Below are 25256 nucleotides of genomic sequence, written 5' to 3'. Positions count from 1 at the left end.
ATTGAATATGGTCCTCGCGGCTCGGCTGTGCGCGGCAAGCGCACTGGCCTTGGCGGGAAGCTATGTTCATGCGCAAGAGGCAGGCGGCAGTGATGAAACCGTACAGACAGAGCAGCCGAGCCAACCGCCAGCGCCCACGCTCAATGATCTTTCTCTCGATGAGCTAATCCCGCGTGATGCGGTGACCAATGCGGAAGAGTGGGCCGGACAAGACAACGCTCCTGCCCGCTCCGAAGCCGATGTGGCTGACGTATCGGAAGCGGCGGAGGATCAGTTGGAGAGCCCGACCGATCCGGCGATATCCGCTGCACTGGACGGGTTTGAAATCCCGGAGCCAGACCGTCTTGAACCCGATCCCGCTGTCACCGCGATTGCCGAAATTGATGCGCCCGATCTTGTCGAGCTGCCCGCGCTGGAAGAGTTTACGATCAGCGATGAATTGATCCTCGCTTTTCCGGAAGACAATGATCTCTTTCCCGAACGCACCAACTTTATCGAGCGGTTCCGGGCGCTTTCCACCATTGAGGCGTTAGAAAGCGGCGATGACACGGTGCCGCAGCTCGCGGCGCGGGCGCGGGCGGATGAAACCCTGCTGACCGATATGCTGCGCACTTACGGTTATTACGATGGCGAAGTTGTGCGCCAGCTTTCAGGCGGACGTCGCGGCGGTGATGAAGGCGGAGAGGCCGTGGACACGGACCCTCAGGTTCGCTTCGATGTGCTCCCGGGGGATAGGTATACCTTTGGGGAAATCGATTTCGGCGCGCTCGACACCGCTCCCGATTACGGCATCCTTCGAGACAGTTTCGCGATCCAATCGGGCGACCCTCTGCAGTCAGACCGGATTGTCGCTGAAGAAACAGACCTTCGTCTCGCATTGGGCGAGAATGGGTATCCATTTGCCGAAGTCGATGCGCCCGAATTGCTGATTGATCATGCTCGCACCGAGGGCGACCTGTCTTTGCCCGTGCAGCCGGGCGGGAAATATGTGTTCGGCGGGATCAGCAGCGAAGATGCGCGGTTCCTGTCAGGCAGGCATCTGTCGCGCATTGCCCGGTTCGAGGAAGGCGATGTCTATCAGGCCAGTTTGCAAGCGGACCTACGCCGCGCGATCCTGGCTACCGGCCTTGTCACCAGCGTCACTGTCCAGCCGCGCGAGATCGCGCCTCCGCAGGACGGGGCACCTGGGCAAGTTGAGCTGAATGTTGATTTCGAGCGTGCACCACTGCGCACGATTGCGGGCGCAATCGGTTACGGCACCGAAGACGGCGTGAAGCTGGAGGCGAGCTGGGAACACCGCAACCTGTTCCCGCCCGAAGGTTCGCTAAAGTTGCGGGGGATTTTCGGCACGCGCGAACAACTCGCCAGTGTGACGTTCAAGAAGAACAATTTCCGCGACCGGGACCAGATCCTTACGGTTGATGCTTATGCCAGCGATATCGAGACCGAAGCGGTTGATGCGCGCACAGTGGCATTACGCGGTTCGTTTGAACGGGTATCCAACCTGCTTTTCCAGAAACCATTGAGCTGGCAAGTTGGGGCAGAGGCTCTCTACACCGATGAACGAAACCGGATCATCGGCGGGATCGAACGACCGCGCCAGACCTACACAATCTTTGGCTTGTTCGGCAGCGCTACGCTTGATTCCAGCGATGATCTGCTCGACCCAACCGAGGGGTACCGTGTGACGGGCTTCCTCGCGCCAGAAGTCTCGCGCTCAGTCGGTACGGAAACGTTCTATCTGCGCGCGCAGGGTGATGTGAGTTACTACCAATCGGTTGGCGACACGGTCTTCGCAGGGCGCGTCCGAGCCGCGAGCATCCTAGGCGCCGATGCAGGGCTGATCGCGCCATCGCGCCGGCTTTACGCAGGCGGCGGCGGTTCGGTGCGCGGATATGGATTCCAGGGTATTGGCCCGCGCAATGATCTGGGCGAACCGACCGGAGGGGGCTCGCTAGTCGAGCTGTCTCTGGAAGCGCGCATTCAAACAGGCTTTCTCGATGGTGCTGTTGAGATCGTGCCGTTTGTCGACGCCGGATCGGTTTCCTTGGGCTCAACACCCGATTTTCGCTTCATCCAATATGGCGCCGGTGTTGGTGTCCGCTATAAAACCAGCTTCGGTCCCATCCGCGTGGATGTTGGCACGCCGCTTAATCCGACTGAATTCGATGCGCCCGTCGTGGTCTATGTCAGTCTCGGTCAGGCGTTCTGATGGAGAACGAAGGCGCAATTGAAGCGGGTGAAGATCAAACGCCCGAGCGCAAGCGTAAACGCCGCTGGCTGAAACGGCTCGGCTGGCTGCTCGCGATTATCCTAGCGCCGATCCTGCTGGGCGCGTTGTTCCTGAGCTCGCCGATTGGAAAGCGCTTCGTCGCGGATCAGATTGCACAGGTGGCACCTGCATCCGGATTGCGGTTTGAAGTGGGCCGGATCGAAGGCGACATTTATGGTCAGGCCGTGCTACGCGATGTGGTACTGAGTGATCCCAAGGGCGAATTTCTGGTCATCCCCGAAGCGGAAATCGACTGGAACCCGCTGGCGTGGTTATGGAGCGGCCTCGATGTGCGCGAGCTTACGGCGCGGCGCGGCAGGCTGGAGCGCCTGCCCGAATTGCTTCCCGGTGATCCGGATGCGCCGCTCCTGCCGGACTTCGATATCCGCATCGACAAGCTGGCTATTGAGGACTTTGTCCTCGCTCCCGGTGTTGCTGGCGATCAGGCTCACAGCTTCAATTTTTCGAGCGAAGTGGACATCCGGTCCGGCCGCGCATTGATTGATGCGGACGGAGCCTTTGGCCGCGAAGATCGGATTGCGCTCCTGCTGGATTCAGAGCCCGACGGTGATCGGTTCGATATTTCGCTGGATTACAAGGCCGCTGCAGATGGGCCGATTGCCCAGATGGCGGGGCTAGGCTCCGGTTACGAAGCGCGCGTCGAAGGCGAAGGCACTTGGACCCGCTGGCTGGGGCACGCTTTGGTGACGCGCCAGCCAATCGAAGGCGAAGCGAGCCGGTTTGCCGCGTTTCAGATCACCAATGATGCCGGCACTTATGGCCTGCTGGGACAGGTCGATCCTGATTTTACGCCTGGTACAATCCTGCGAAGAGCCTCCGGACGCGCTCTGTCTCTCGCACTGACCGGCACGCTGGAAGACAGCGAGTTTGACGGTCAGATTAGAGCGGTTTCGTCGGGAATAGACGTGCGCGGCAACGGCAATGTCGATCTTGCCGGAAACAGTTTCTCCGATTTCGATGTCGCGGCAATTGTTCGCAATCCGTCGATCCTCGGCGATGCCGTAGAGCTTCGCGGTGCGCGTCTCACCGGCGTGATTGATGGATCGTTCAACGATCTGACAATTCAGCACAATCTGTCTGTGAGCGAACTGCAGGCGGGCACCACTGTGCTGCAGAATCTTGCGCAATCGAGCTCAGCCATATTTCGCGACAGCATCCTTTCTTTGCCGCTGGACGCGAGCGTTGAGCGCGTCGTCACCGGCAATGAGAGCATAGATCCAGAGCTCGTTGGCGGCACACTTAAGGGCACACTGACCTATGCGGGCACGCGTCTGACGACCGATGAAGCGAGGCTTACTTTTCCTTCGCTAGATGCCGGTTTGGCGCTGCGCGGGGATACCGCAAGCGGCGTTTATGCGCTCGCTGGTCCAGTGAACGCGCGCGGTCTGGCGCTCGACGGGATTGGCACGGTGAATGCCAATGCCAAACTTGTGGCGAGATTTGGCACGCAGACACCGTGGAGCATCCGGGCCAACCTTGCCGGACGACTGGATGACGTCACCAATGCCAGCGTCGCCAATGTCGCTGGTGAGCGGCTGACGTTCCAAGGCGCCTTCGGCATGGCTGCGGACCAGCCGATTGTGTTGCGCGATGTTGAGTTGGATAGCGAGCGGCTAGCCGCCCGCTTTGACAGCCGGATTGTCGGTGAGCGGACCAGCCTCGCAGGGAGCGGTCGCCATGTCGATTATGGCCCGTTCACTGTCGACGCCGAACTGGCAGGCGATGGGCCGCGCGCGACATTGATTCTTGCTGATCCGTATCCGGCTGCGGGCCTGGCGGATGTGCGCTTGGCCATCGCGCCTAGCGACAATGGCTTTGCGATTGATACAAGCGGCGGATCGCTGCTCGGGCCGTTTGACGGCGCGCTTGAACTGGTCCTGCCCGCAAATGGTGCGACGCAAATCGCGATCGAGCGTTTGCAGGTGTATCGCACGAACGTGACAGGCGACCTCTCGCTTGCCGATGCGGGAGTTTCGGGCAATCTCGCGCTTTCGGGCGGAGGTCTCGATGGGACTGTTGCCTTGGCCCCCGCAGCGGGCGGCGCGCAAGGCTTCGATCTTGATCTCACCGCAAGACAAGCGCGTTTCGGAGGCGACACGCCGATCTCACTGACGAACGCGGATATTGACGCAAGCGGCACCTTTGGCGGCGGGGCCAGCCGCATCCTCGCCGATGTCAGAGGCTCCGGCTTTGCATATGGGGCGTTGTCGATTGCGGAGTTTGCCGCCAATGCGGAAGTGGTCGACGGGCGCGGCGATGTAAAAGCTTCCATTGCTGGGCGCCGCAGTGATCGATTCTCACTGAAGTTTGACGGCGATGTTACGCCAGAGCGGATCGCAGTGCTGGCGCGCGGCGAATATGGCGGGCGTCCGATCACCATGCCGCGCCGCGCTGTTCTGTCAGCCCAAAGTGATGGCGGCTGGTCGCTCGCGCCAACACAGATCGGTTTTGCGCGTGGATATGCCATTGTCGAAGGCGAACTGGGCGGCGGAGAAACCTCTCTCAAGGCGCAATTGTCGCAAATGCCGCTGCGCCTTGCCGATCTGATCGGCAGCGAACTCGGCCTCGGTGGTAGGCTCTCCGGCATTGTGAACTGGAACCAGAGCGGAAACGCCGCACCCACCGCAAGCGCTCGCGTGCGGATCGACGATTTCACGCGGTCTGGACTAATCCTGTCCTCTACGCCGATGGATGTGCTTGCAGTCGCCGATCTAACAGGCAGCTCGCTGGTCGTCGGAGCGCGCCTGCGCGAAGATGGTAACCGCCTGGGCCGCCTCGATGCGCGGGTCACATCTTTGAGTGGTGGAAGCGACCTTGCGCGGCGGATTATGAATGGCCGGCTTGATGCCAGCTTTGCCTATGACGGCGCGGCCAGTTCCTTGTGGCGGCTCGCGGCCATCGAAACCTTTGATCTTACTGGCCCGATCAGCGTGAACGCCAAAGCGGTTGGCACGCTCAACAATCCCCGTATCACGGGTAATCTCGCCAGCGATGATCTGCGATTGCAAAGTGCGATTTCCGGCACTGACATTGATGATGTCACCGCGCGTGGTCGCTTTGCCGGATCGACCCTGACTTTGACCCGCTTTGCCGGCACAACGCGCGGCGGCGGGAAGGTTAGCGGCAGCGGTACTGTAGACCTTGCCGCGATGAGCGGCAGCCGCGGTCCCCGGCTCGATTTGCGCGCCGCAGCGTCAAATGCGCGATTGCTCAATGCGAGCGGTCTGGATGCGACGATCACAGGGCCGCTCCGTATCGTCTCTGACGGAGTCGGCGGCACAATCGCAGGGCGCGTTAAAATTGACCGCGCAAGCTGGGCTCTCGGGATAGCGGCGGAGGATATGTCGCTTCCCACAATTGCCACGCGCGAAATCAATCGCCGCGACACAAACGGCGCGACCGCACGCAGCGCGGCAAGTTCTTGGCGGTATCTGATCAATGCATCGGCGCCGAGCCGGGTGGCGGTGGGCGGCCTTGGCCTCGATAGCGAATGGGGCGTCGACATCGCTTTGCGTGGCACAGTGAATGACCCTCGCCTCGGCGGGGAGGCGCGCCTGGTGCGCGGCGACTACACCTTCGCTGGCACGCGGTTTGATATGACCGAAGGCCGCATCACATTCGATGTGAACCGGCCAATTGATCCGCGTATCAATATGCTTGCAGAAACCGACGCGAATGGAACCGATGTCACGGTTGCGATCACCGGAAATGCCCAGACGCCGCAAGTCACCTTCTCTTCCGAACCTGCTTTGCCCGAGGAAGAAATCCTCGCGCAATTGCTTTTCGGCGGATCGGTCACGTCGCTCTCGGCGACCGACGCGCTACAGCTTGGCGCGGCGCTAGCCTCGCTGCGCGGTGGCGGAGGCGGGCTTGATCCTATCGGCGATCTGCGCCGGTCAATCGGCCTCGACCAGCTGCGGATCGTCAGCGCCGATCCCGCCATTGGGCGCGGCACCGGCGTTGCCCTTGGCAAGAATATCGGGCGGCGTTTCTATGTTGAAATCGTGACCGATGGCCGCGGCTACAGCGCCACGTCGGTCGAGTACCGTGTCACCGGCTGGCTTGCCTTGCTGGGCACTGTGTCGACCATCGGGCGTGACAGCGTGCTTGCCGAAATCAGCCGGGATTATTGACGGCGGTACAGCGCCATTTCGGCGCTGCGCCGCCTAATCAATCCCTTCAGCACGCGCCCACCGGCTTTGTTCCAGCGTGCGAATTCTGCCGCAGCGCCTTCGTAATCACCTGCAACATGCTTCTTGGTCAAGGTCGCGCGGGCGATTGCTCCGGTGTTGTAGTGAAAGCTGACCATGGCATCGAATTGCGGCTGAGTTGTGGGCGTGCTTCCAATCGCGCGGGCAACGTCGGCGGCATAACGTTTTAGGTCTTCCTCTAAACGCTCGTCGCATTGCGCCTGTGTCCAGACGGTATCTTGCCCGACAAATCCGTGAAGACCGCCGCGCGTTGCGCCCCAGCCGATCGTCCACGGCGCGCCGCCAGTTCCGGGATCAGGATAGGCTGCGACCAAGCCATCACGGCGCAGCCGCGCGCAGCCTTCGAATTGCTTGATGATGGCAATGCCATCCGGTCCGATTGTGCGCGGCGTATCTGCTGATATTGGCCGCGAGGGTTTGATATGGGGGACGCCTGATGCGCTTTCACCTTTGCGTTCAAACACGCGGTCAATCGCGGTGTCGATGGCGTCGACTTCGGACTGGCGAAAGCCACGTTTGAGCACGGAGCGGACGGTATCGAATAGAGGCTTACGGCTCTCTGGCATTGCTGGATCTCCGTTTGGGGGAAGGGGAGACCGGCTCAGTTGGCAGATAATCTGTGAGTAGGAAAACGCATATGAAGAAGGGCTTGAACAAACACGCCCGCTTTGTCAGCAATGCGCCATGCCGTTCTTTAAACCCAAGCCGCCGATTTCCCGGGACGAGTTCGACTGGCTTGTCGCCTGTTTCGCCTGGCTGCGCACAGTGTTGGGCGATGCGCATATCCGGCCTGAATTCGTGTTGCCGGATCATCCCGCGCTGCTCGAAGCGCGGACAGGGCCAGAGCTGTTCGAGGCAGTGCGCGGCATCGCGGGGATGGAGGAATGGCCGTGTCGGTTGCAGAAAGTTGCTGTCGGCGATCCCGTCTCGTCCCCGCATCTCACGCATGAAGGCGGCGCTGCTTGCGGGACATTCTCGGTTGAAAATGGGGAGGCTGTGATCCGGTATTCGTCGCAAATGCTTCGCGATCCGGATGCGCTTACCGCGACATTCGCACATGAGCTTTGCCATTATCTGCTCGTGAATGCCGGCGATCCTCCGGGCGGCCCGGACTTGCTGGAGCATGCAACAGACTGCGCAGCGGTCTATATCGGTTTCGGGGTGTTTCTTGCCAATTCGGCTCGCAGTTTCGAACAGTTCACCGATGGTGAGTGGGCCGGGTGGCGATCGTCGGCGAACGGCTACCTTTCGGAGCAGGCATTGGTCACGGCAACGGCTTTGTTCGCCGCCTTGCACGGTTATGGCACTGGCCCAGCGGAGGCAGCGCTAAAGCCCTATTTGCGCGGCGGCATGAAGAAAGCTGGCAAGGCGATTGCGCACATCCATCCCGACGTAAGCGGAGCGATGGACAGTGTCGATTTGCTTGACTGGGCTTACACCTGATCTCCATGCCGCCTGTAAAGAGTCCTTGACTGACAAGAGATCTTTACAGTAAAGAGCTCTTTACAGGCACGAATCAGCCTGCGCAAAGAGAGGCTTGTTGGGTCTTGGAAAACCGTTTGAAACATCACCGTGAGCTGCATGGCTGGAGCCAAGGCGAACTCGCGAAAAGGCTGGGCGTGTCGCGCCAGACCATCAACGCGGTTGAGACCGACAAGTATGATCCATCATTGCCTCTCGCATTGCGCATGGCGAAGCTTTTCGAAGCGAGCGTGCCCGATCTGTTTATTGACAATTGGGAGCCGGAAGCATGACTGAAGCAAGCAGCAATGAAATCCCACTGAAACGCAAAATGGTCATCCCTCTGATCTCCGGTGCGGTGGCCGGCGTTGTCAGCGCAGCGGCGGTGATGACGTTTATGGATGCCAATTTCGACGATACACTTTCTGCCTCGCGAATGATCGCTGCTGTGGTGGGCGGGCTCTACATGATGATCGCGATCGGTGTGGGTGTCGGGGCGGCATCACCGGCGCTTGGCGAGAAATATCTCAATACCGAGGACGCCGACGAAATTCGCGAGATGCGGGCCGTCTTGCTGTATTCCGCCATAGCTATGACGCTGTGGGGAGCTGCGCTGGTATTGCTGGCGCTAGCCGCACCCGCCGGCCCCGTTCCCGCGCAAGTTGCTCTGATCATTGCCACTGCGATGATGGCGATCGGTGCTTGGCTCGGGTGGAAATCGCATAAAGCTTCGGATGAGCTCTATAGCCGTGTCAATATCGAGGCCACGGCGGTCGCATACTTCGCGACCATTGTGATCGGCGGCGGTTGGATGATGCTGGCCCATCTTGAACTGGCAGACGCGATGGCACCGCTCGACTGGCTTACAATGTTCTATGTCACCGGCTTGGCTGCAACGTTCATTGTGACAGGGCGGCGCGGCATGTTGAAAGTGGCGTAAGGTTTCCGCCGTTCGGCCTCCCATGTCACCCAAATAAGGGTGAGGGCAAACATTGTGAGTAGCGTAGATAAAAAGCTGGCCACTCAAAACCTTGGAGACAGCCCGGTAATAATACGTCTTGTTAATTAATAACAGCTAGTTGCATCGCGCCAGGAGGCGGGGCGTGATGCGAGATCGCAATCAAAGATTGGGCAAGGAAGCCGAGCTGACGGTTCGCGATATCTATCGCCCCATTCTGCGCGGCTATTTCTGTGCATGGATGCTCTACTATGGCGCGATGCTGCCGTTGAATTTCATCGGGCCCGACTGGCCCGGTTTCATCGCGCTCCAGACGATGACTTTGATTTCTGTCAGTATCGCGATGTTCGGCGTGTATTTTATGCGCAAAGCTGAACCTGCCCACCGGGTCGACGGCTTGCTGCTGCTGATGAATGTTTCAGTGGTGCTCAATATTGTCGTCGCGTTGAACGTAAGCTTCGCACCTGAAAAGCTGACCTACTTCATTATCGCGGCCGTTTCTTTCAGCCTTGGCAGCGTCAACTTTAAACAGTCTCTGATCTCGCAAGGGGTAATGGCTGTCGGAATGCTGACATTTGCGCCGCAGCTCGATGAAAACACTCTTTGGCTCTATTGCTTCCTAACATTTGCCGCCGTCATCGCCGCATCGTCGATCGCGCTCCTCATGAGAAAAGCCATCCGCAAGATTGCCGACGCAAAGGTTCAAGCCGAAGACGAACTGGAGAACGCCAACGCGCTGAGCGAGGAGCTGCGAGAGCAATCGCTTTCAGACAGCCTTACCAAACTGCCAAACCGCCGAGCCTTTTTCGCGAGGCTCAAGAAAGCCAATCGAGAGTGGGCCGCTGCTGGTGATGAAACCGGCAATGGAATGGATGTCTGGCTGGTTCTGATGGACCTCGACGGCTTCAAAGCCGTGAACGATATTCACGGCCATTTGGTTGGCGACCAATTGCTGCAAGAGGTTGCTGTCCGGTTGCAGCGGGCAGCTGACGACAAGATGTTCATCAGCCGTATGGGCGGAGATGAGTTCAATCTGATCTGTCTCGGCGTTACCGATCCAGCTGAAGTTATCGGGCGCTGTGAAAGACTGCTGACCGAGATTTCACAACCCTATCTGATCAACGAGCGCACCATCGCCATTTCCTGCTCGCTTGGTGTGACCCTCGTAGAGCAGGGCCGCAGTTTCCGTTCGCAAATTAGCCATGCCGACTATGCGCTGATGGTGGCGAAGAAAAAGGGCAAGAACCAGCTGGTTTTGTTCAACGAGGAACATGCGCAGGCCGCCCATGCTCGTTTCCGCGTCGAAGATGCGCTTCGAAAAGCTGACCTTGCGAAAGAACTCAATCTCGTTTTCCAGCCGCAATTCAGACTCGGATCGAAAACAGTAGTTCGCGCCGAAGTGCTGGTCCGTTGGCATAGTCCGGCGATCGGGCATGTTTCGCCGGACGGGTTTATCCAGATCGCCGAGGAAAGCGGCCTTATCACTGGCGTAACTTTGATGGTCGTGCAAAAAGCGCTCGAAGAGCTAACCTCATGGCCGCATGCGGTGCCGCTATCGATCAATCTGTCGAGCTATGATCTCATTTCCAATCCCACGATCGACCAGATCATATCGCTGGTGAAAGAGCACGGCGTCGATCCCAGCCTTATTGAGTTCGAAGTCACCGAAACGGCGATGATGGCCGACATCGCGAAAGCGACTGCCAATCTGGATCGACTGCAGGAGATCGGTTTCCCGATCGCGCTTGATGATTTTGGTACGGGCTATTCCAATTTCAGCTATTTGCGCTCGCTGCCCATTCAAAAGCTCAAAGTGGACAAGAGTTTTGTCGAAAATCCCGGCGATCCGATGGCGGAAAAAGTTCTGGCATCGCTTGTGGGCATGGCCCGCGTACTGGGTGTGCATTGCCTGCTTGAGGGGGTTGAAGACGAAGTTGGCCTGTTGATGGCTAAACGGGCCGGCGCGGAATCCGTACAGGGTTACTTGTTTGGAAAGCCGATGACTTCTGAAAATCTGATGCGATCGATTGATAGCGCGGGAGACAATGATGGATCAGATCGTTGCGCCGACGCCAGCGACGTATCGCGCGCGAGCTAGGCTACATAACCTAAACCGAAAACAAAATGGGCGCCCGCATCGCTGCGAGCGCCCGTTTCTGTTTGGTCGTTGTCCGCTTAGAAGCGGAAAGTCGCCGATGTTGTGAACGCATATGCGTCCGCCGACGCACGGCCCACCGTGGTGTCAAAGCCAAAGCTCACATTCACAGGACCATCGCCAAGTGTCGCGGCAATGCCCAGCTCAACCCAGGTTTGATCCGCTTGATTGATGACAAAATTCGCATTCGGGCCAGAGCCCTGCGCGAATTGTGCGCCCAGCAATTGCGGGCCTTCTTCAAGCTCCCAAACAAACTGCGCCGTGCCGTTGATCTTCGCGAAAGAGCCCGACTTTTCATAGTCGAATCCGGCGCGGGCCTGAGCGCTGGTGAAGTCTTCACGATCCACCTGAAGCGCCAGATTGCCACCAGCTTCGGTGACCGGTGACAGAGAGGCGCGGGAATACCGGCCCTCTACGCCTGGCGAAATCGTACCGATTCCGGTTTCCATGTCATAGGAAAGCGCCAGTCCGGTCGAGAACAGCGTGTCATCAGTGTCCGATACCAGCGTCTGGTTTGTGCCGAGGAATTGGACATTGCGCTGTGACGAAGTGCCAATGCTGCCGAAGCTCGCCTGACCATCAATGACCAGACCGCCGCCTGTTTTGTGGCGCGCATAAACCGAGCCACCGATCAGATCGCTTTCAACTTCCTGGCCAAGAATAACATCACCTTCGAGCGAGCTGAAATAGCCAGAAACGCCGATCATGGTTTCTTCAGCTGCGTAGAATTCGACACCGCCTGCGACATAAAATCCGCTGACATCGGTTCTGCTTGCGCCGAAACCGGGTAGCGAATCCGCGCTGCCACCGACAAGGCCGCCAGCGACGTAGATCGCGACATCTTCTGAGATGTTCGCATCAGACAATTCGGTGTCATCGCCGCCTTGCATAGCCATCGCGGCGGGGCCAACACCCTGCGTCGCTGGCATCAGGCCAATTTGCACAGTCTCAAGCGGAGCGCCGATCTTCGCGATCTTACCGCCGGCTCTGCTGCGATTGGCAGCATGCAGACGGCTGTTGTTGAAGTTCTGCATCGTGTTGAGCGACATGCCCGTCAACGAACGAACGGCTTGTTCCGAAACAGGAGCAAGTCCCGAGAAGGTCGCACGGATTGTGTCCGCGTCGGCCAGATCGAGTGCGTAGAGATCGTTCAGCAGACCAGTTGTACGGTTCTGATCGAACAATTGCGCATAGGCGACTTGGTTCGGATCGTTCGCGTCAACCACCGTGCTATAACTCGCCGCCAAGATTTCCATCATGACCGAGTTTGCGTCGTAGGTGAACGACTGGCTGAGAATGGCGGACAGGTTGCTTTCATCAAACGCGCCAGTCACGCCGCCATCGGCAGTCAGGATCGTATATTGCTGGCCGTTGCCAGCGGGCTGATTGAGCACCCCGCTGCCGACCATTACTATACCGCCGACATTCGCTTCGCCGGTGACGGCGAGAAGATCCGAAGCGCCTGCGCCGTCGACGTCGATCATCAGCGTCGATCCCGATGATAGCACGGCGCTGCCGTCAATCGTCAGAGTGTCGATACCGCCAATTGTGCCGGGCGAGATTGCACCAGTGATGTTGGTGACAAATGGCGCAACAACCGTACCCGATCCCTGCAGCGCGCCGCCGAAGAGGGTGTAATCACCGACCGAGTTCAGCGCGCCATCAACGGTGACCGTGCCGCCAAACTGGCTGACATCGATCAATGTGGTCAGATCGCCTTCCTCGGCAATGTTTAGCCCAGCTCCGCTGAGAACGGTGAGCCGATCAATCTCAACCTCGCTGCTCAGTGTGGTGGTGCCCGAATTGCCCAATGTCACGTCGAAGTAACGTGGATCAACGTTCACATTTGCATCGGTGCTGATGATTGGATCGATGTTGTCAGGAACAAAGTCCGACGCACCGGGAAGCCCGTTTTCCAGAGTCGCTGCGGGCAGCGCATCATCGGAAAACTCCGGTCCGCCGCCATTGATGCCCTGCGGGGCATTTTCGGCAAATTCTGGCGCCAGCACCTGCTGGTCCAGAGCAACGCTCAATTGAGCCCGCGTATCATCCGCAAGCGTGACTGCGTTATCGCCAGTTGCTTCGCTTAGAGCATCGGCGCCTACGCGGCCGATATTCGAAGAAACGATAACATCTTGTGTGTTGCGAGCCGGAGGTGTCAGGTTTCCTGTGGCAAGATCCTGACAGCCGTCGCCCGGATTGGTGCCTTCGGGATCGAAGCAGACCTCACCGAAATCGGGTGATCCGCCTTCTGGGCCAAGCCCGATGCTGGTTGGAATGCCATTCACCACAGCGCCGCTATCATCAATGATGCGGTATGCCGGATCAAGCGTGGTTTCCCAGTGCGATGCGTCTTCCCAATTGCCGTCACCAGCTTTGGCGGTGACATAACGGTATGGGTTCGTCGCCGCGATATAGTCCCAATAGAGATAGAGCGGCTGGTAAAAGCTGGCTGTGCCGTAGCTTGAAAACACCTGTGCCCCAAAGAAGCGTGAGCCACCGGACAGAACGCCGATGACCAGATCTTCATCGGACAGGGTGTTGTTAGCCGCGTCGAGGATCAGCGGGCCGCCGGAATCGCCGCCAGCTGTCGTGCCTTCGCGTTCGAGCGGTTCGTCCTTGAACAGGTTGAAATCGAACGGGTTGGTCTTGTTGGGATCGTCAAAATCCAACCAATAGAGGCTTTGCGGAAGATCGCCGAATGGCTGGCCGAACAGGAAATTGTTCCGTTCGTTAAATGACGTCAGCGCGCCGAGCATGTTCTCGGCAGACCGGCGACGCCAGTCGATGCCCTGTGATGCGCCGGTCGTGCCGGAGCCGGAGCGGCCATAACCGGTGATGTTTACATGGTAACCTGTGCCGTTGACGTCATCGATCGCGCCGGGATCGGGGAGCGGTGAAAATAGCAGCGACCAGGTCGGCAAATTCGCTGCCGGTGTATCAAGGCTGGCAATCGCAATATCGGCTTCAAGGAAACCTTGCGCAGCAGGATCATCAAGCGAACGCGCATCGTAATAAACGCGATTGCTATTGTAGACTGCGAGATCGGGATTGCTCGCGAAATTATTGTTAATCCAATTCACGAAACCCGGCAGCGCATTGACGTTGAACGACCAAGCGGTTTGGATAGTCGTCTCGAAATCTGTCGCGGGGCGATTATTCACACAGTGGGCGGCAAATAGGACCGTGCGCGGATTGATCAGCGTACCGGTGCACACAAAGCCATCATTGCGAAAGAGCATGCCGACGCCGCTAAACTCGTCGTCTTCATCGACGGCTTCTTCGGGAGTGACGTTATCATTCGGCACCACCGCTTGAGCCGGAACGGCTGTTGCCGCTGCGACGAGTGCAAGAGTGGCTGAACCAGCCAGAAGAGAGCGCTGGCTAAACCGCGCATTCGAAATTTTCATGATTTTCCCCAATGTCAGTCTGGACCCTAACAGAGCCCCATGATGTAAAATCTACCGCAAGACCGAATTGGCTCAATCAGAAAGCATGGTTAACCCAATGCTTTATGAATCGTGTGACAAGATGGTTACGCAATTGTTAGGCAAGCAATAAAAGGCGGAATTAGGCGATTGAATGCGTCTTTATATTACGCGACTCACCAATATCGTGACTCTGGACTGACGTAAGCAGCCGTACCTTTTGGCGCGCGCGTTCGACAAAGCACAAAAAAGCCGCCGGGATTTCTCCCGACGGCCCGTATTTCGTTGAAACCGATTCGGATCAGCTGCTGTAATACATGTCGAACTCGACCGGAGCCGGCGTGGTTTCGAGGCGGATGACCTCTTCCCATTTGAGTTCCATGTAAGCGTCAATCTGGTCTTTGCTGAACACATCGCCTTTCAGCAGGAATTCGTGATCGGCTTCGAGCGCTTCGAGAGCTTCGCGAAGCGAACCGCACACGGTTGGAACTTCGGCGAGTTCCGCTGGCGGCAGATCGTAGAGGTTCTTGTCCATCGCTTCGCCCGGGTGGATCTTGTTCTCGATCCCGTCGAGGCCAGCCATCAGCAATGCCGAGAAGGCAAGGTAAGGGTTGGCGATCGCATCCGGGAAGCGGAATTCGACGCGCTTGGCTTTCTCGCCCGAACCGTATGGAATACGGCACGATGCCGAGCGGTTGCGCGCGGAGTAAGCGAGCAGAACCGGTGCTTCGAAGCCCGGTACCAGACGCTTATAGCTGTTGGTGGTGGCGTTGGTGAAGGCGTTCACGGCCTTCGCGTGTTTGATGACACCGCCGATGTAGTAAAGGCAGTTTTCCGACAGACCGGCATATTCATTGCCTGCAAAAGTCGGCTTGCCGTCTTTCCAGATCGACATGTGGCTGTGCATGCCGCTGCCGTTATCGTCCTTGATCGGCTTTGGCATAAAGGTTGCGGTTTTGCCGTATGCGTGAGCAACCTGCTGCACGACATACTTGTACACCTGCACCTGGTCAGCCGCAGTGGTGAGCGAGGAGAAGGTTATGCCGAGCTCATGCTGGGCAGCTGCCACTTCGTGGTGGTGCTTGTCCATGTTGAGGCCCATTTCCATCATAGTGGAAACCATCTCGGCGCGGATATCCATGGCGCTGTCTACCGGCGCCACTGGGAAGTAGCCGCCTTTGGCGCGTGGACGGTGGCCCATATTGCCCATTTCGTATTCTTTGCCGGTGTTCGTCGGCAGTTCGATATCGTCGATCGCGTAACCCGATCCGGCATAGCCGTCTTCAAAGCGGACATCGTCGAACATGAAGAACTCTGGCTCTGGCCCGACATAGACTGTGTCACCGATGCCGGTCGATGCGAGGTAAGCTTCGGCGCGTTTCGCGGTCGAGCGCGGATCGCGTGAGTAAAGCTGGCCATCGGAAGGTTCGACAATGTTGCAGAACACCGAAAGCATCGGCGTGGCCGAGAATGGATCGACATAAATTGCATCCAGATCCGGTTTCAGGATCATGTCCGATTCATTGATCGTCTTCCAACCTTCGATCGAAGAACCATCGAACATCAGACCATCTTCAAGCGCGTCTTCGTCCATGACACTGGCGGCCATGGTGAGGTGCTGCCACTTGCCTTTGGGGTCAGTAAAGCGAAGGTCGAGCCATTCGATTTCCTCGTCCTTGATCTGTTTAAGGACGTCTTTGATGCTTGCCATGTTCGTAGTCTCCAGCTGATAGAATTGCGTGTGGTCCCCGCCTCAAGGCGAGTGTAATTGAATGCGGATTAAATCGCGTCGTCGTTGGTCTCGCCCGTACGGATGCGCAAAGCGGTCTCGATAGGGCTGACGAAGATCTTGCCGTCACCGATCCGGCCGGTTTGTGCTGCGGCGGCAACCGCCTCAACCACGCGTTCGGCCTGATCATCGGAAACGACGACTTCCAGTTTTACCTTGGGAAGGAAATCGACGACGTATTCAGCGCCGCGATACAGTTCGGTGTGGCCTTTCTGCCGGCCGAAGCCGCGGGCTTCGGTGACGGTGATACCGGACACGCCGATTTCGTGGAGTGCCTCTTTCACTTCGTCGAGTTTGAAAGGCTTGATGATCGCTTCGATCTTTTTCACGTGTGGCTACCCCACCCCTTGGTCCGTTTGTGACACACACCAATTCTATCAAGAATCGTGCCATGTGATCCTACAGAGGGGGCGTCTCGGCGCAAGCATTGGAATCGCTTTTACCGCTGCTTATTCTGAATCCAACAACTGCCTAAATTTTGGGCATTGTATACTTGACAAAGCAGGGCATTCAGTGCATTGATAATGCATGAAAACCGCAGTCGACATTTTTGCCCCTCGCTTTCAAAACGAAGATGCAGCACGTGAGCACCTAGAAGCCCTTCATTGGGCTGAGGGTCCGCTGTGCCCCCATTGCGGATCGGACAACGCTAAACGGCTTCCACCGCAAAAGCGTAAGTCAACCAAAGCGCATCCCGGCGGCACCGTCCGCAAGGGCGTCGTCCAGTGCAATGATTGCCGCAAGCAATACACTGTCACAGTCGGCACCGTGTTTGAACGCTCCAAGGTGCCTCTCAATAAGTGGCTTCTGGCTACACATATGCTGTGTGCGTCCAAGAAGGGCATCAGCGGGCATCAAATGGCGCGTATGCTTGGTGTTACCTATAAAACCGCGTGGTTCATGATGCACCGCATTCGCGAAGCCATGAAAGACACCGATAACGAGCCGCTAGGCGGGTTTGGCAAATTCGTTGAAGCCGATGAAACTTATGTCGGCGGCAAGTCCAAGAACCGCAATGCCAAACAGCAACGTCGCTTTTCGGCTAATCGTCGCTCCCCATTTGCGAACAAGCAGCCTGTCGTCTCGCTTGTCGAACGTGGCGGTAAAGTCCGCTCAATCCACGTTGAGCGCGTAACTGGCGAAACCTTGCGCCACGCTCTCGTTACCAACGTTGACCGCTATTCTTACCTCATGACCGACGAACATGCGGGCTATACGAATGTCGGCAAAGAGTTCGGTAAGCACAGCATCGTCAAGCACTCACTTGGCGAATACAAGCGCGGCGAGCATTCTCACACCAACACAATTGAAGGCTTCTTCTCCATTCTTAAGCGCGGGATCATCGGTGTTTATCATCACGTCTCGGCAACGCATTTGCACCGCTACACTGGCGAGTTCGACTTCCGCTACAACACTCGCAAGCTGACTGACTTTGAACGCGCTGACGAAGCCCTAAAGGGTATCTCTGGCAAGCGCCTGACCTATCGGCGGACTAGCGCAGTCGCAGCCTGATAGGTTGAAGCCTCCCCGAAAGATTGGGGAGAGACGCAAGCGCTGGAATCGCTAAGAACGCATTTATCCCCAGTTGAATCGCGAATCCAGACAGTCTCGTCTCGCGCCGAGCAAAGTTTTCTGTTTTGTTTTGGATGGTTGCCTCAAATGGCAAGGCCTCCGGTGCTCGAACACCAGAGGCCTAGTCGAGGCAACTCCTGCTTACTTTTGTCCGGCTAGCAGGAGCGAGATAGTCCCCGTGATGCATGCATCTACACATAGGGGATTCTCGTCGTCAAGCCGGTCGTTACACGGAAAGGATAAACCGTGATTTTTGTACGACCCAAACGCCCAGAAAGGGCACCATACTCTCCTGAAATCTTCTGCGAAGTTAAGCAAAGGCTCGCCAGTGGCGAGTTTCAGCATGACATTGCAGCCGATCTTGGTTGGAACCAAGGACGTGTGTCCGAAGTGAAAACTGGGAAGCGCGGGACTGACCCCAATCAGGCCGAACTTTTCTGACTTTTAGTGGGGTGGGCTTTCGGGCCTGCCCCCCTTTTCTTTTCCTTTGGTTTAGGCGGTGTCCGCAACATCCGCTTAAGCACTTCTTTCTCTTTTTGATCGGTGTTTTTCATGGATTTCCCAGATCACTCTTTCGCAGGTTATTGGTATGCGCTCGGCAAATTTGTCCATCGGTACGCCGAGATCGAGGCCACTATGCACCAGATACTCCGGATTGTCTCAGGCACCTCAGTGTTGACTTCTAAAGTGCTATTCTCTGGCGTTCGTGTTCGCGGAGCAGCGGATACCATTAAGCGATTTTATTCTGCCAGCGGCCAACTGGTACCTAATGATCTAGAGCGAGCATTTGAACGGATCGGGGAAATAACGAAAATACGTGACCGCCTGTTGCACAATGGAATAAATTTCGAAGACGGAAAAGCGATTGTCACAGATGAAAACAAAAATTTCAGCGCGAGAGCGTTTAAGCATACGATCTCTATAAAAGCCCTTGATGACCTTGAATCTGATGCGATCACGCTAAACGCCTGCCTTGTGAAATTCTGGATTGAATGTGAGAGGCCCGATCTCATTGAATCCGCTCAGTACCAGAACACTATAGAGGCCGCACAGCGGCCATGGCTTTATAAACCTCCAAAACCAATGAAGCAGCGGGCAGTGCCTCGAGACCCTGCTCGAGAGAACAAATCCCCGCCTCAATCATCTCAGGCGTAACCTCAATTTCTTCGATTCGTTGCTTTGTCATGTATACCATTGCCTAAATTTTGGGCAGAGGTAATAATTAGAGCCGCAAGCCGGTCGTCTCCGGCACGCCGCACATAATGTTCAAATTCTGGATCGCGGCGCCGCTTGCGCCTTTGCCGAGATTGTCGAGCATGGCGATCAGGCGGGCTTGTGTGCCGTCTTCGCCGGTGAAGACATGCAGCGCCAGACCGTCCCAAGGCTCGGCATCCTTGCCAAGAAGCAATTCGGCGGGCGGGGTCGGATGCGAATGGACTTTCACAATGGCGCTGTCGCCGTAGTGGTCCGTAAGCCCGCTTTCGAGGGAAGTGGCCGATGCTGCGCCGGGCATTGCCGCCAAAGGCAGAGGGACATCTACCAGCATGCCGCGATGGGCGGGCACCACGCTGGGCGAGAAAACAGGTTCGCTGGTTAGCCCTGCATATTCACGCATTTCAGGAAGATGCTTGTGCGTAAGAGCAAGCCCGTAGGCACGGAACGCAATGTTCTGATCCTCCTCAAACCGATCGATCAAAGCGTTTCCGCCTCCCGAATAGCCGCTGACGGCGTTGACGGTGTAAGGCCAGTCGGCTGGCAAGGCTGAGGCCTGCACAAGCGGTGCGACGAGCGCGAGAAAACCAGTTGGATAGCAACCGGGGTTGGAGACAAGTTGCGCGTTCGCAATCGCTTCATGCCCGATCAACTCAGGAAAGCCATAGGTCCAGCCATCAGCCACGCGGTGCGCGCTGGATGCATCGATAATGCGGGTGCCCGATCCTTCGGCCAAGGCCACCGCATCGCGCGCGGCATCATCGGGCAAGCACAGGATCGCAATATCGGCTTCGTGTAGCGCGTCGCGGCGAGCGGACTTGTCCTTGCGGCGATCATCCTCCAGTACCAGCAATTCAAATTCGCTGCGCCCGGCAAGCCGCTCGCGGATTTCCAGACCGGTCGTTCCGGCAGCGCCATCGATGAATATACGGATTGTCATGGCCGCGCTTGTAGCGGCTTCAGCCAGCGAGACAAACGGCTTTGCAATATCCGCTTGGACCGTCTGCGCCGACACAGATCCAAACCCAATCGCCAGCTACATCGAGCACCTCGATTGCTGTTCCGGCAGCCAGAGTGTCGGTCACGTCGCTATCGTCACGGGGGACCAGATGAAGCTCGACATCTACGTCGCCAATGCGCCCTGGATGAGGAATTACATAATGCGCGGCCAGATGTGTTCCGGCGAGCGCGATATGGGCAAGGTCCCCGCGCAGGGGCAATGTGCCGGGCGCAGGCTTTTGAACTGGGCCTTTCAGACCCAGAACGCCATTTGGCACGGTGTATTTGCTTGCCTGCACGTCGGTGCCGCTCATTCGCGTAGGTATCCTTAGTCCCCCGGTGGCGCGCGCTTAGCTGTAACTTACCAATCGGGCAAGTTTGCGCCTGTAGAAACCGTGTAACGCGCACCGCACGATTACGGTTCCTTTACGCGCCATAGCGGTCTTTCAGCATGTGCCATGCTGCGCGCAGACCGTAAGCTGTGCCGCCTTTCGACCGTCCCGGTTTGGGGTAAGGGCGCCACGCGAATGTGTCGAAGTGTACCCAGTCGATACCTTCGCCCACAAACCGATCAAGGAACAGGCCAGCGACACTCGCGCCTGCATATGGGTTGCTTTGCGCGTTGACGATGTCGGCGATGTCGGACTTCAAATAATCGCGATACGCCTCTGGCAGCGGAAGCCGCCACGGCTCGTCATCATTGGCTTTGCCCGCTGCAATCAATGCTTGTGCGGTTTCATCCTTACGCGCCATCATCGCTGCGTAGTCCGGGCCGAGCGCAACGCGCGCCGCGCCGGTTAGCGTGGCGAAATCGATGATAAGGTCAGGCTGTTCCTCGCTTGCTCGAGTGAGAGCATCGCCCAGGATCAGGCGGCCTTCAGCGTCGGTGTTGTGGATTTCAACCGACAGGCCTTTGCGGCTGTCCAAAACGTCTCCCGGCCGGAAGGCGGGGCCGGAAATGGCATTGTCGACCGCAGGCACGAGCATATGCAAACGCACCTTCAGACCGGCAGCCATGATCAAACCAGCAAGCGCGATCACATGTGCCGCGCCGCCCATATCTTTCTTCATCAAACGCATGCCGCTGCCCGGTTTGATGTTCAAACCACCCGTGTCGAAGCACACGCCTTTGCCGACCAATGCAAGCACGGGGTCACTTTCCTTGCCCCATGTCAGGTGCATGATCCGCGGTGCGTGGTGGCGGGCGGCGGCGCGGCCAACGGCGTGCACCATGGGATAGCCCTGTTCCAGACTATCACCCTTTGTCACATCAAGCTTTGCACCATGCGCCTTGGCGAGCTTCTCGCACTCGGCCTCAAGTGCGGCTGGCCCCATATCTTCGGCAGGAGTGTTGACGAGATCACGCACCAGCATCTCGGCCTCGGCTTCGGCCATATAGCTTGGTAGGCGACCGACCTGTTCGGTCAAAAGCACCCTCGGGCCGACTGCTTTTTCATCATCTTTATAGCGCGTGAAGCTGTAATGCGCGGTGAGCCAACCGAACATCGCTGCGCCCGCTTCGGCATTGGCAAGACGGTAGGTACCTTCGGGCAGCTTGTCCGCGAGAGCAGCAAGGCAATAGCTCGACAGGTTTTCAGGATCGACCACGCCCCCTACGGCAAAGAAACCATCGCCATCTGTCACAATCCCAACCTGACCCGCGCCGCCTTCAAACTGTTGCGCAGACAGGCTGGCGCGCTGACCAGCGCTTAAGGTTTTGGCGTATTCGTCAAAACCCGCCGCCGTGGTGAGGTGGATGGGGGTTGCGTCTTGCCCGCGATCGGGCTGGATCAAATCGGTAATTTCAGTCATGATTATGTAATTAGGTGCGATCTGCGGCTTGTCACGCGCGAATTGAGATTTGGGAGGGAATATGATGATCAAACATATGCTTGCAGGGGCCGCGACATTGGCATTGGCGGCGTGTTCCTCTCCCGAAGATGTTGGCGAGGAAACGGGCGTCGAAACACCCGATGCCGCTGCGAATGCTGATGCAACTCCGCCCGCGCCGCCGGAAACGCCGGATAAGCCAATCGCCGGAAGAGTGACGTACGAAAATAACTCCAAGGGAGACGCTGGCGGCGAAAGAGGTTCACGCGAGTTTTCCTATTCCTGGCCCGGCGAAGTCGCCGAAATCCCTGCTTTGGCAGCAGAGCTGGAGAAGCAGCGCGATAAACAGCTGGCTGAGCAAAAAGAATGGTGGGCAGAAGCGCTTGCCGATTGCCCGGCTGACTCGGCATCCTGCCGTAACCTTTCATTCGAATTGAGCTGGGACGTCGTTGCCGACTTGCCGCGTTTTCTGAGCCTGTCGAGTGGGTTCTATATGTATACTGGCGGCGCGCATGGCAATTCCGGTCGCGGGTCGATAGTCTGGGACCGGGAAGCGGAGGCTTCGATCGAACCGAAAGAGATGTTTGCGTCTTTGGACAGCCTTGATGCCGCGATCGGCGATACGGCCTGCACCATGCTCAATAAAGAGCGCGCGAAGCGGCGCGGCGAACCGGTTACCCAAAGCGACGGCGAATGGCCTGATCAATGCGTGACGATGGACGAAACCGTGCTGTTCATCGGATCGTCGAATGGTGCAAAGTTTGACCGCCTCGGCGTTTATTACGCGCCATACATTGCGGGCGCATATGCAGAAGGTGATTTCGAATTCACTCTGCCCGTAACGCAGGCGGTTATCAGCGCATTGAAGCCTGAATATCGCGAGGCGTTCTCGGCGAAGTAGAAATCTTCGCCGACCTTCGCTACATAACGCGCATGACTGAATATCAACTCGTAGAGTCCACCGACACCGTTTACCGCGACGGCACGATCAAGCTGCACACCGAAGAAGGCTTCGATGGGATGCGCAAGGCAGGCCGCCTTGCCGCGACGATCCTTGACGAAGTCGCCGATCTGGTGGTGCCGGGCGTAACAACTGCGCAAATTGATGATCGCGTGCGCGAAATGACGCTGGATGCAGGCGCGGTGCCCGCGACGCTCGGCTATCGCGGCTATGCGCATTCCTGCTGTATCTCGATCAATCATGTGATCTGCCACGGTATTCCGTCGGATAAAGTGCTGAAAGAGGGCGATATCCTCAACGTGGATGTGACCCCGCTGCTGGATGGTTGGCACGGCGACACGAGCCGCATGTTCTATGCAGGCGAACCGTCGATCAAAGCCAAGCGGCTGGTCGATGTGACATACGAATGCCTGATGCTGGGTATCGAAGCGGCGGGCAAACCGGGCGCGCGGCTGGGCGATATTGGCGCAGCGATTGAGGCGCACGCGAAACAGTTCCGTTACGGCGTGGTGCGCGAATTTTGCGGGCATGGTCTGGGCCGGTTGTTCCACGATGCGCCCGAAGTGGTGCACGCAGCAAAGGCAGGCACGGGGCCGGAGCTGAAACCCGGCATGTTCTTCACCATCGAGCCGATGATCAACCTCGGCAAGCCATGGGCCAAAGTGCTGGGCGACGGCTGGACCGCCGTAACGCGCGACAAGTCGCTATCCGCACAGTTCGAGCATTCACTGGCGATCACCGACGATGGCGTGGAGATTTTCACGAAAAGCCCGACGGGACGGGATAAGCCGCCTTATGGCTGATTATTGTTGCGAACGGTTTTCGTACGATCAAAATCAAGTCTGTGATCAACATTCAGATCGTGATGCGTGTCCTGATGCGTTAATCAATCCCGTTCGGGGCGGCTATGGATTGCCAGTTCGAGATGGAAAGGATGGTTATGCTTCGAGCATAATCGCTATCAGCTTTTGCCCCTTTTGCGGCACTCAACTGCCGCCTATTGGCGATCTTGATCTCGATTAGATCGCAAGCTTTGCAGTAACCATATTGCTCTGACTCATGCCATTATCAAGAGAGCCTGGCGCCGAGTCTAATGGCCAACTAAACCTCCCTTGCAGCCCTAATCGCGGCCCCTGCGGCGAAGGGAGCAATCGCCACCAGCGCTAGACTGATCGCAGCTACAAAGCCGAGACTGGCCTGGTCCTGACGCGCCAGTGCCCCTGCGCCGAAAATGAGGATTGGCAGGGCCAGCGGGATCAGCATCAGGCCAGACAGAGCAGCGCCTGCGCGAAGCGACGCGGTGAGCGCGGCGATGATTAGGCCGATGGCTGCAAGACCCGGCGTGCCCACGAGCAATCCGAGCAGCAGAAGATGCAAGCTCGGCCCGTCCAGCGCAAGCAGGGCAGCAGCGGGGAAAGCGGCGAGGATCAGCGGCGGGCCAAAGCTGAGCCAGTGGGCGAGAAGCCGCACCGCCATCATGATCTCTTCGGTCAGCCCGCGCAGGCGCAGCTGGTCAAACGTGCCAAGCTCTATGTCCTGCGCCACCAGCTTTTCGAGCGGCAGGATCGCGGCGAGCAGCGCGGCGATCCAGACTATTCCGCCGCCAGTGCGTCCCAGCAAATCCTGATCTGGCCCCACGGCGAACGGATAAAGCATCGCCACCGCGACAAAGAACACCACGGGCAGGGCAGCGCCGCCGCCTGCGAAGGGGAAGAATTTGCCCAGATCGCGTTTCAGCAGCGCGCCGATCATGCTGGTTCATCCATCGCAGCGAAGTCTTCAATCGCGAGGCTGCGCAGACCGTCAATCGCAAGGCTTTGGTGCGACGCGATTAGCGCGATACCGCCGCCGCCGATGTGCAGCGCGATGAGCGCGGTGACTTGCTCAATCGCCGCCGCATCCAGCCCGCTCAAAGGCTCATCTAGCAACCAGATCGGCACTTCGCGATTGAGCAGCGCAGCGAGGCCCGCCCGCTTGCGTTGGCCCGTCGAAAGATACCGCACGGGCACATCCAGCAGCGGCTCCAGCCCGAGCACTTTAAGTGCGCCCGAAGGATCGCTGCATCCGTCAATTCGCTGCCAAAACTCCAGCGCTTTCCCGAGTGGTTGATCTGGATCGATGCCGGTGCGTTCATCCAGCAAACCCATCGCGCCTTCGTTCGTGACCTCGCCTGCATACGGGGTAGTCAGGCCCGCCAGCGCGCGGATCAAGGTGGTCTTGCCAGTGCCATTCGCGCCGGTGATATGCAGCGCCTCTCCCACGCCCAGTTCAAACGACAACCCGCGAAACAGCAGCCGGTCGCCGCGGCGGCATGCCAGTTTGTTTGCGACAAGCGATGGAGCGTGAGAACCTTGCATCGCTTCACGCGTTAGGCAAAAGCGACCTCG

20 protein-coding genes are annotated in these 25256 nt (G+C 57.9%); 10 read left to right on the top strand and 10 right to left on the bottom strand.

Annotated features, from left to right (window positions below):
- Positions 1–7 precede the first annotated feature (7 nt).
- Positions 8–2212, top strand: coding sequence for a BamA/TamA family outer membrane protein (locus MWU39_RS10290; protein WP_247159899.1), 2205 nt, complete (start codon positions 8–10; stop codon positions 2210–2212).
- Complete coding sequence (locus MWU39_RS10285; protein ID WP_247159898.1) at positions 2212–6426, top strand: translocation/assembly module TamB domain-containing protein; 4215 nt, start codon at positions 2212–2214, stop codon at positions 6424–6426. Before MWU39_RS10290 ends, MWU39_RS10285 begins: the two co-directional genes overlap by 1 nt.
- Here the strand turns inward: MWU39_RS10285 and MWU39_RS10280 are convergent.
- Positions 6420–7070 carry a lysozyme gene (locus MWU39_RS10280; RefSeq protein WP_247159897.1) on the bottom strand — a complete coding sequence of 217 codons (651 nt, stop codon included), beginning with the start codon at positions 7068–7070 and terminating at the stop codon, positions 6420–6422. The genes MWU39_RS10285 and MWU39_RS10280 overlap by 7 nt on opposite strands.
- A gap of 118 nt (positions 7071–7188) precedes the next feature.
- On the opposite strand from MWU39_RS10280, the gene MWU39_RS10275 reads away from it, so the two are divergent.
- From MWU39_RS10275 to MWU39_RS10260, 4 genes are all read left to right on the top strand, one after another.
- Entirely contained in the window at positions 7189–7947 is a 759-nt protein-coding gene (locus MWU39_RS10275; protein ID WP_247159896.1) for a hypothetical protein, read from the top strand.
- Between the two features lie 104 nt (positions 7948–8051).
- Complete coding sequence (locus MWU39_RS10270; protein ID WP_247159895.1) at positions 8052–8258, top strand: helix-turn-helix transcriptional regulator; 207 nt, start codon at positions 8052–8054, stop codon at positions 8256–8258.
- On the top strand, positions 8255–8905 hold the full coding sequence (locus MWU39_RS10265; protein WP_247159894.1) for a hypothetical protein: 651 nt from the start codon (positions 8255–8257) through the stop codon (positions 8903–8905). Before MWU39_RS10270 ends, MWU39_RS10265 begins: the two co-directional genes overlap by 4 nt.
- Before the next feature lie 166 nt (positions 8906–9071).
- Entirely contained in the window at positions 9072–11021 is a 1950-nt protein-coding gene (locus tag MWU39_RS10260) for an EAL domain-containing protein (protein WP_247159893.1), read from the top strand.
- Positions 11022–11098: 77 nt separating this feature from the next.
- Here MWU39_RS10260 and MWU39_RS10255 read toward each other — a convergent pair whose 3' ends face one another.
- From MWU39_RS10255 to MWU39_RS10245, 3 genes are all read right to left on the bottom strand, one after another.
- Positions 11099–14488 carry an autotransporter domain-containing protein gene (locus MWU39_RS10255; protein WP_247159892.1) on the bottom strand — a complete coding sequence of 1130 codons (3390 nt, stop codon included), beginning with the start codon at positions 14486–14488 and terminating at the stop codon, positions 11099–11101.
- A 319-nt stretch (positions 14489–14807) separates the two neighbouring features.
- The gene (gene glnA, locus MWU39_RS10250) at positions 14808–16217 is read right to left on the bottom strand and encodes a type I glutamate--ammonia ligase (RefSeq protein ID WP_247159891.1); all 1410 of its coding nucleotides are present in this window, start codon (positions 16215–16217) and stop codon (positions 14808–14810) included.
- A 68-nt stretch (positions 16218–16285) separates the two neighbouring features.
- Entirely contained in the window at positions 16286–16624 is a 339-nt protein-coding gene (locus MWU39_RS10245; protein ID WP_247159890.1) for a P-II family nitrogen regulator, read from the bottom strand.
- 199 nt (positions 16625–16823) lie between these two features.
- On the opposite strand from MWU39_RS10245, the gene MWU39_RS10240 reads away from it, so the two are divergent.
- Positions 16824–17807, top strand: coding sequence for an IS1595 family transposase (locus tag MWU39_RS10240; RefSeq protein ID WP_247159889.1), 984 nt, complete (start codon positions 16824–16826; stop codon positions 17805–17807).
- A 482-nt stretch (positions 17808–18289) separates the two neighbouring features.
- On the opposite strand, the gene MWU39_RS14560 is transcribed toward MWU39_RS10240, so the two are convergent.
- Complete coding sequence (locus tag MWU39_RS14560; protein WP_281501102.1) at positions 18290–18421, bottom strand: hypothetical protein; 132 nt, start codon at positions 18419–18421, stop codon at positions 18290–18292.
- Here MWU39_RS14560 and MWU39_RS10235 point away from each other — a divergent pair.
- Positions 18420–19022 carry a hypothetical protein gene (locus MWU39_RS10235; RefSeq protein ID WP_247159888.1) on the top strand — a complete coding sequence of 201 codons (603 nt, stop codon included), beginning with the start codon at positions 18420–18422 and terminating at the stop codon, positions 19020–19022. The genes MWU39_RS14560 and MWU39_RS10235 overlap by 2 nt on opposite strands.
- 67 nt (positions 19023–19089) lie before the next feature.
- Here the strand turns inward: MWU39_RS10235 and argC are convergent, their stop codons facing one another.
- From argC to MWU39_RS10220, 3 genes are all read right to left on the bottom strand, one after another.
- Positions 19090–20019, bottom strand: a complete 930-nt coding sequence (argC, locus tag MWU39_RS10230; RefSeq protein ID WP_247159887.1) for an N-acetyl-gamma-glutamyl-phosphate reductase — start codon at positions 20017–20019, stop codon at positions 19090–19092.
- Positions 20020–20038: 19 nt separating this feature from the next.
- Complete coding sequence (locus tag MWU39_RS10225; protein ID WP_247159886.1) at positions 20039–20392, bottom strand: hypothetical protein; 354 nt, start codon at positions 20390–20392, stop codon at positions 20039–20041.
- A 112-nt stretch (positions 20393–20504) separates the two neighbouring features.
- Positions 20505–21890, bottom strand: coding sequence for a leucyl aminopeptidase family protein (locus tag MWU39_RS10220; protein WP_247159885.1), 1386 nt, complete (start codon positions 21888–21890; stop codon positions 20505–20507).
- A 61-nt stretch (positions 21891–21951) separates the two neighbouring features.
- On the opposite strand from MWU39_RS10220, the gene MWU39_RS10215 reads away from it, so the two are divergent.
- Together MWU39_RS10215 and map are read left to right on the top strand one after the other, a co-directional pair.
- On the top strand, positions 21952–22809 hold the full coding sequence (locus MWU39_RS10215; RefSeq protein ID WP_247159884.1) for a DUF4163 domain-containing protein: 858 nt from the start codon (positions 21952–21954) through the stop codon (positions 22807–22809).
- 32 nt (positions 22810–22841) lie between these two features.
- Positions 22842–23672 (top strand): type I methionyl aminopeptidase, encoded by an 831-nt coding sequence (gene map, locus MWU39_RS10210; RefSeq protein WP_247159883.1) that lies wholly within the window; start codon positions 22842–22844, stop codon positions 23670–23672.
- 298 nt (positions 23673–23970) lie between these two features.
- Here the strand turns inward: map and MWU39_RS10205 are convergent, their stop codons facing one another.
- Entirely contained in the window at positions 23971–24621 is a 651-nt protein-coding gene (locus MWU39_RS10205) for a heme exporter protein CcmB (protein WP_247159882.1), read from the bottom strand.
- The gene (gene ccmA, locus MWU39_RS10200) at positions 24618–25226 is read right to left on the bottom strand and encodes a heme ABC exporter ATP-binding protein CcmA (RefSeq protein ID WP_247159881.1); all 609 of its coding nucleotides are present in this window, start codon (positions 25224–25226) and stop codon (positions 24618–24620) included. Before ccmA ends, MWU39_RS10205 begins: the two co-directional genes overlap by 4 nt.
- Between the last annotated feature and the right edge of the window lie 30 nt (positions 25227–25256).

The sequence above is a fragment of the Erythrobacter sp. F6033 genome, assembly GCF_023016005.1.
Lineage (GTDB): Bacteria > Pseudomonadota > Alphaproteobacteria > Sphingomonadales > Sphingomonadaceae > Erythrobacter.
The sequence above is the reverse complement of the archived record's forward strand: the minus strand, read 5'-3'. Positions and strand labels throughout refer to the sequence as shown.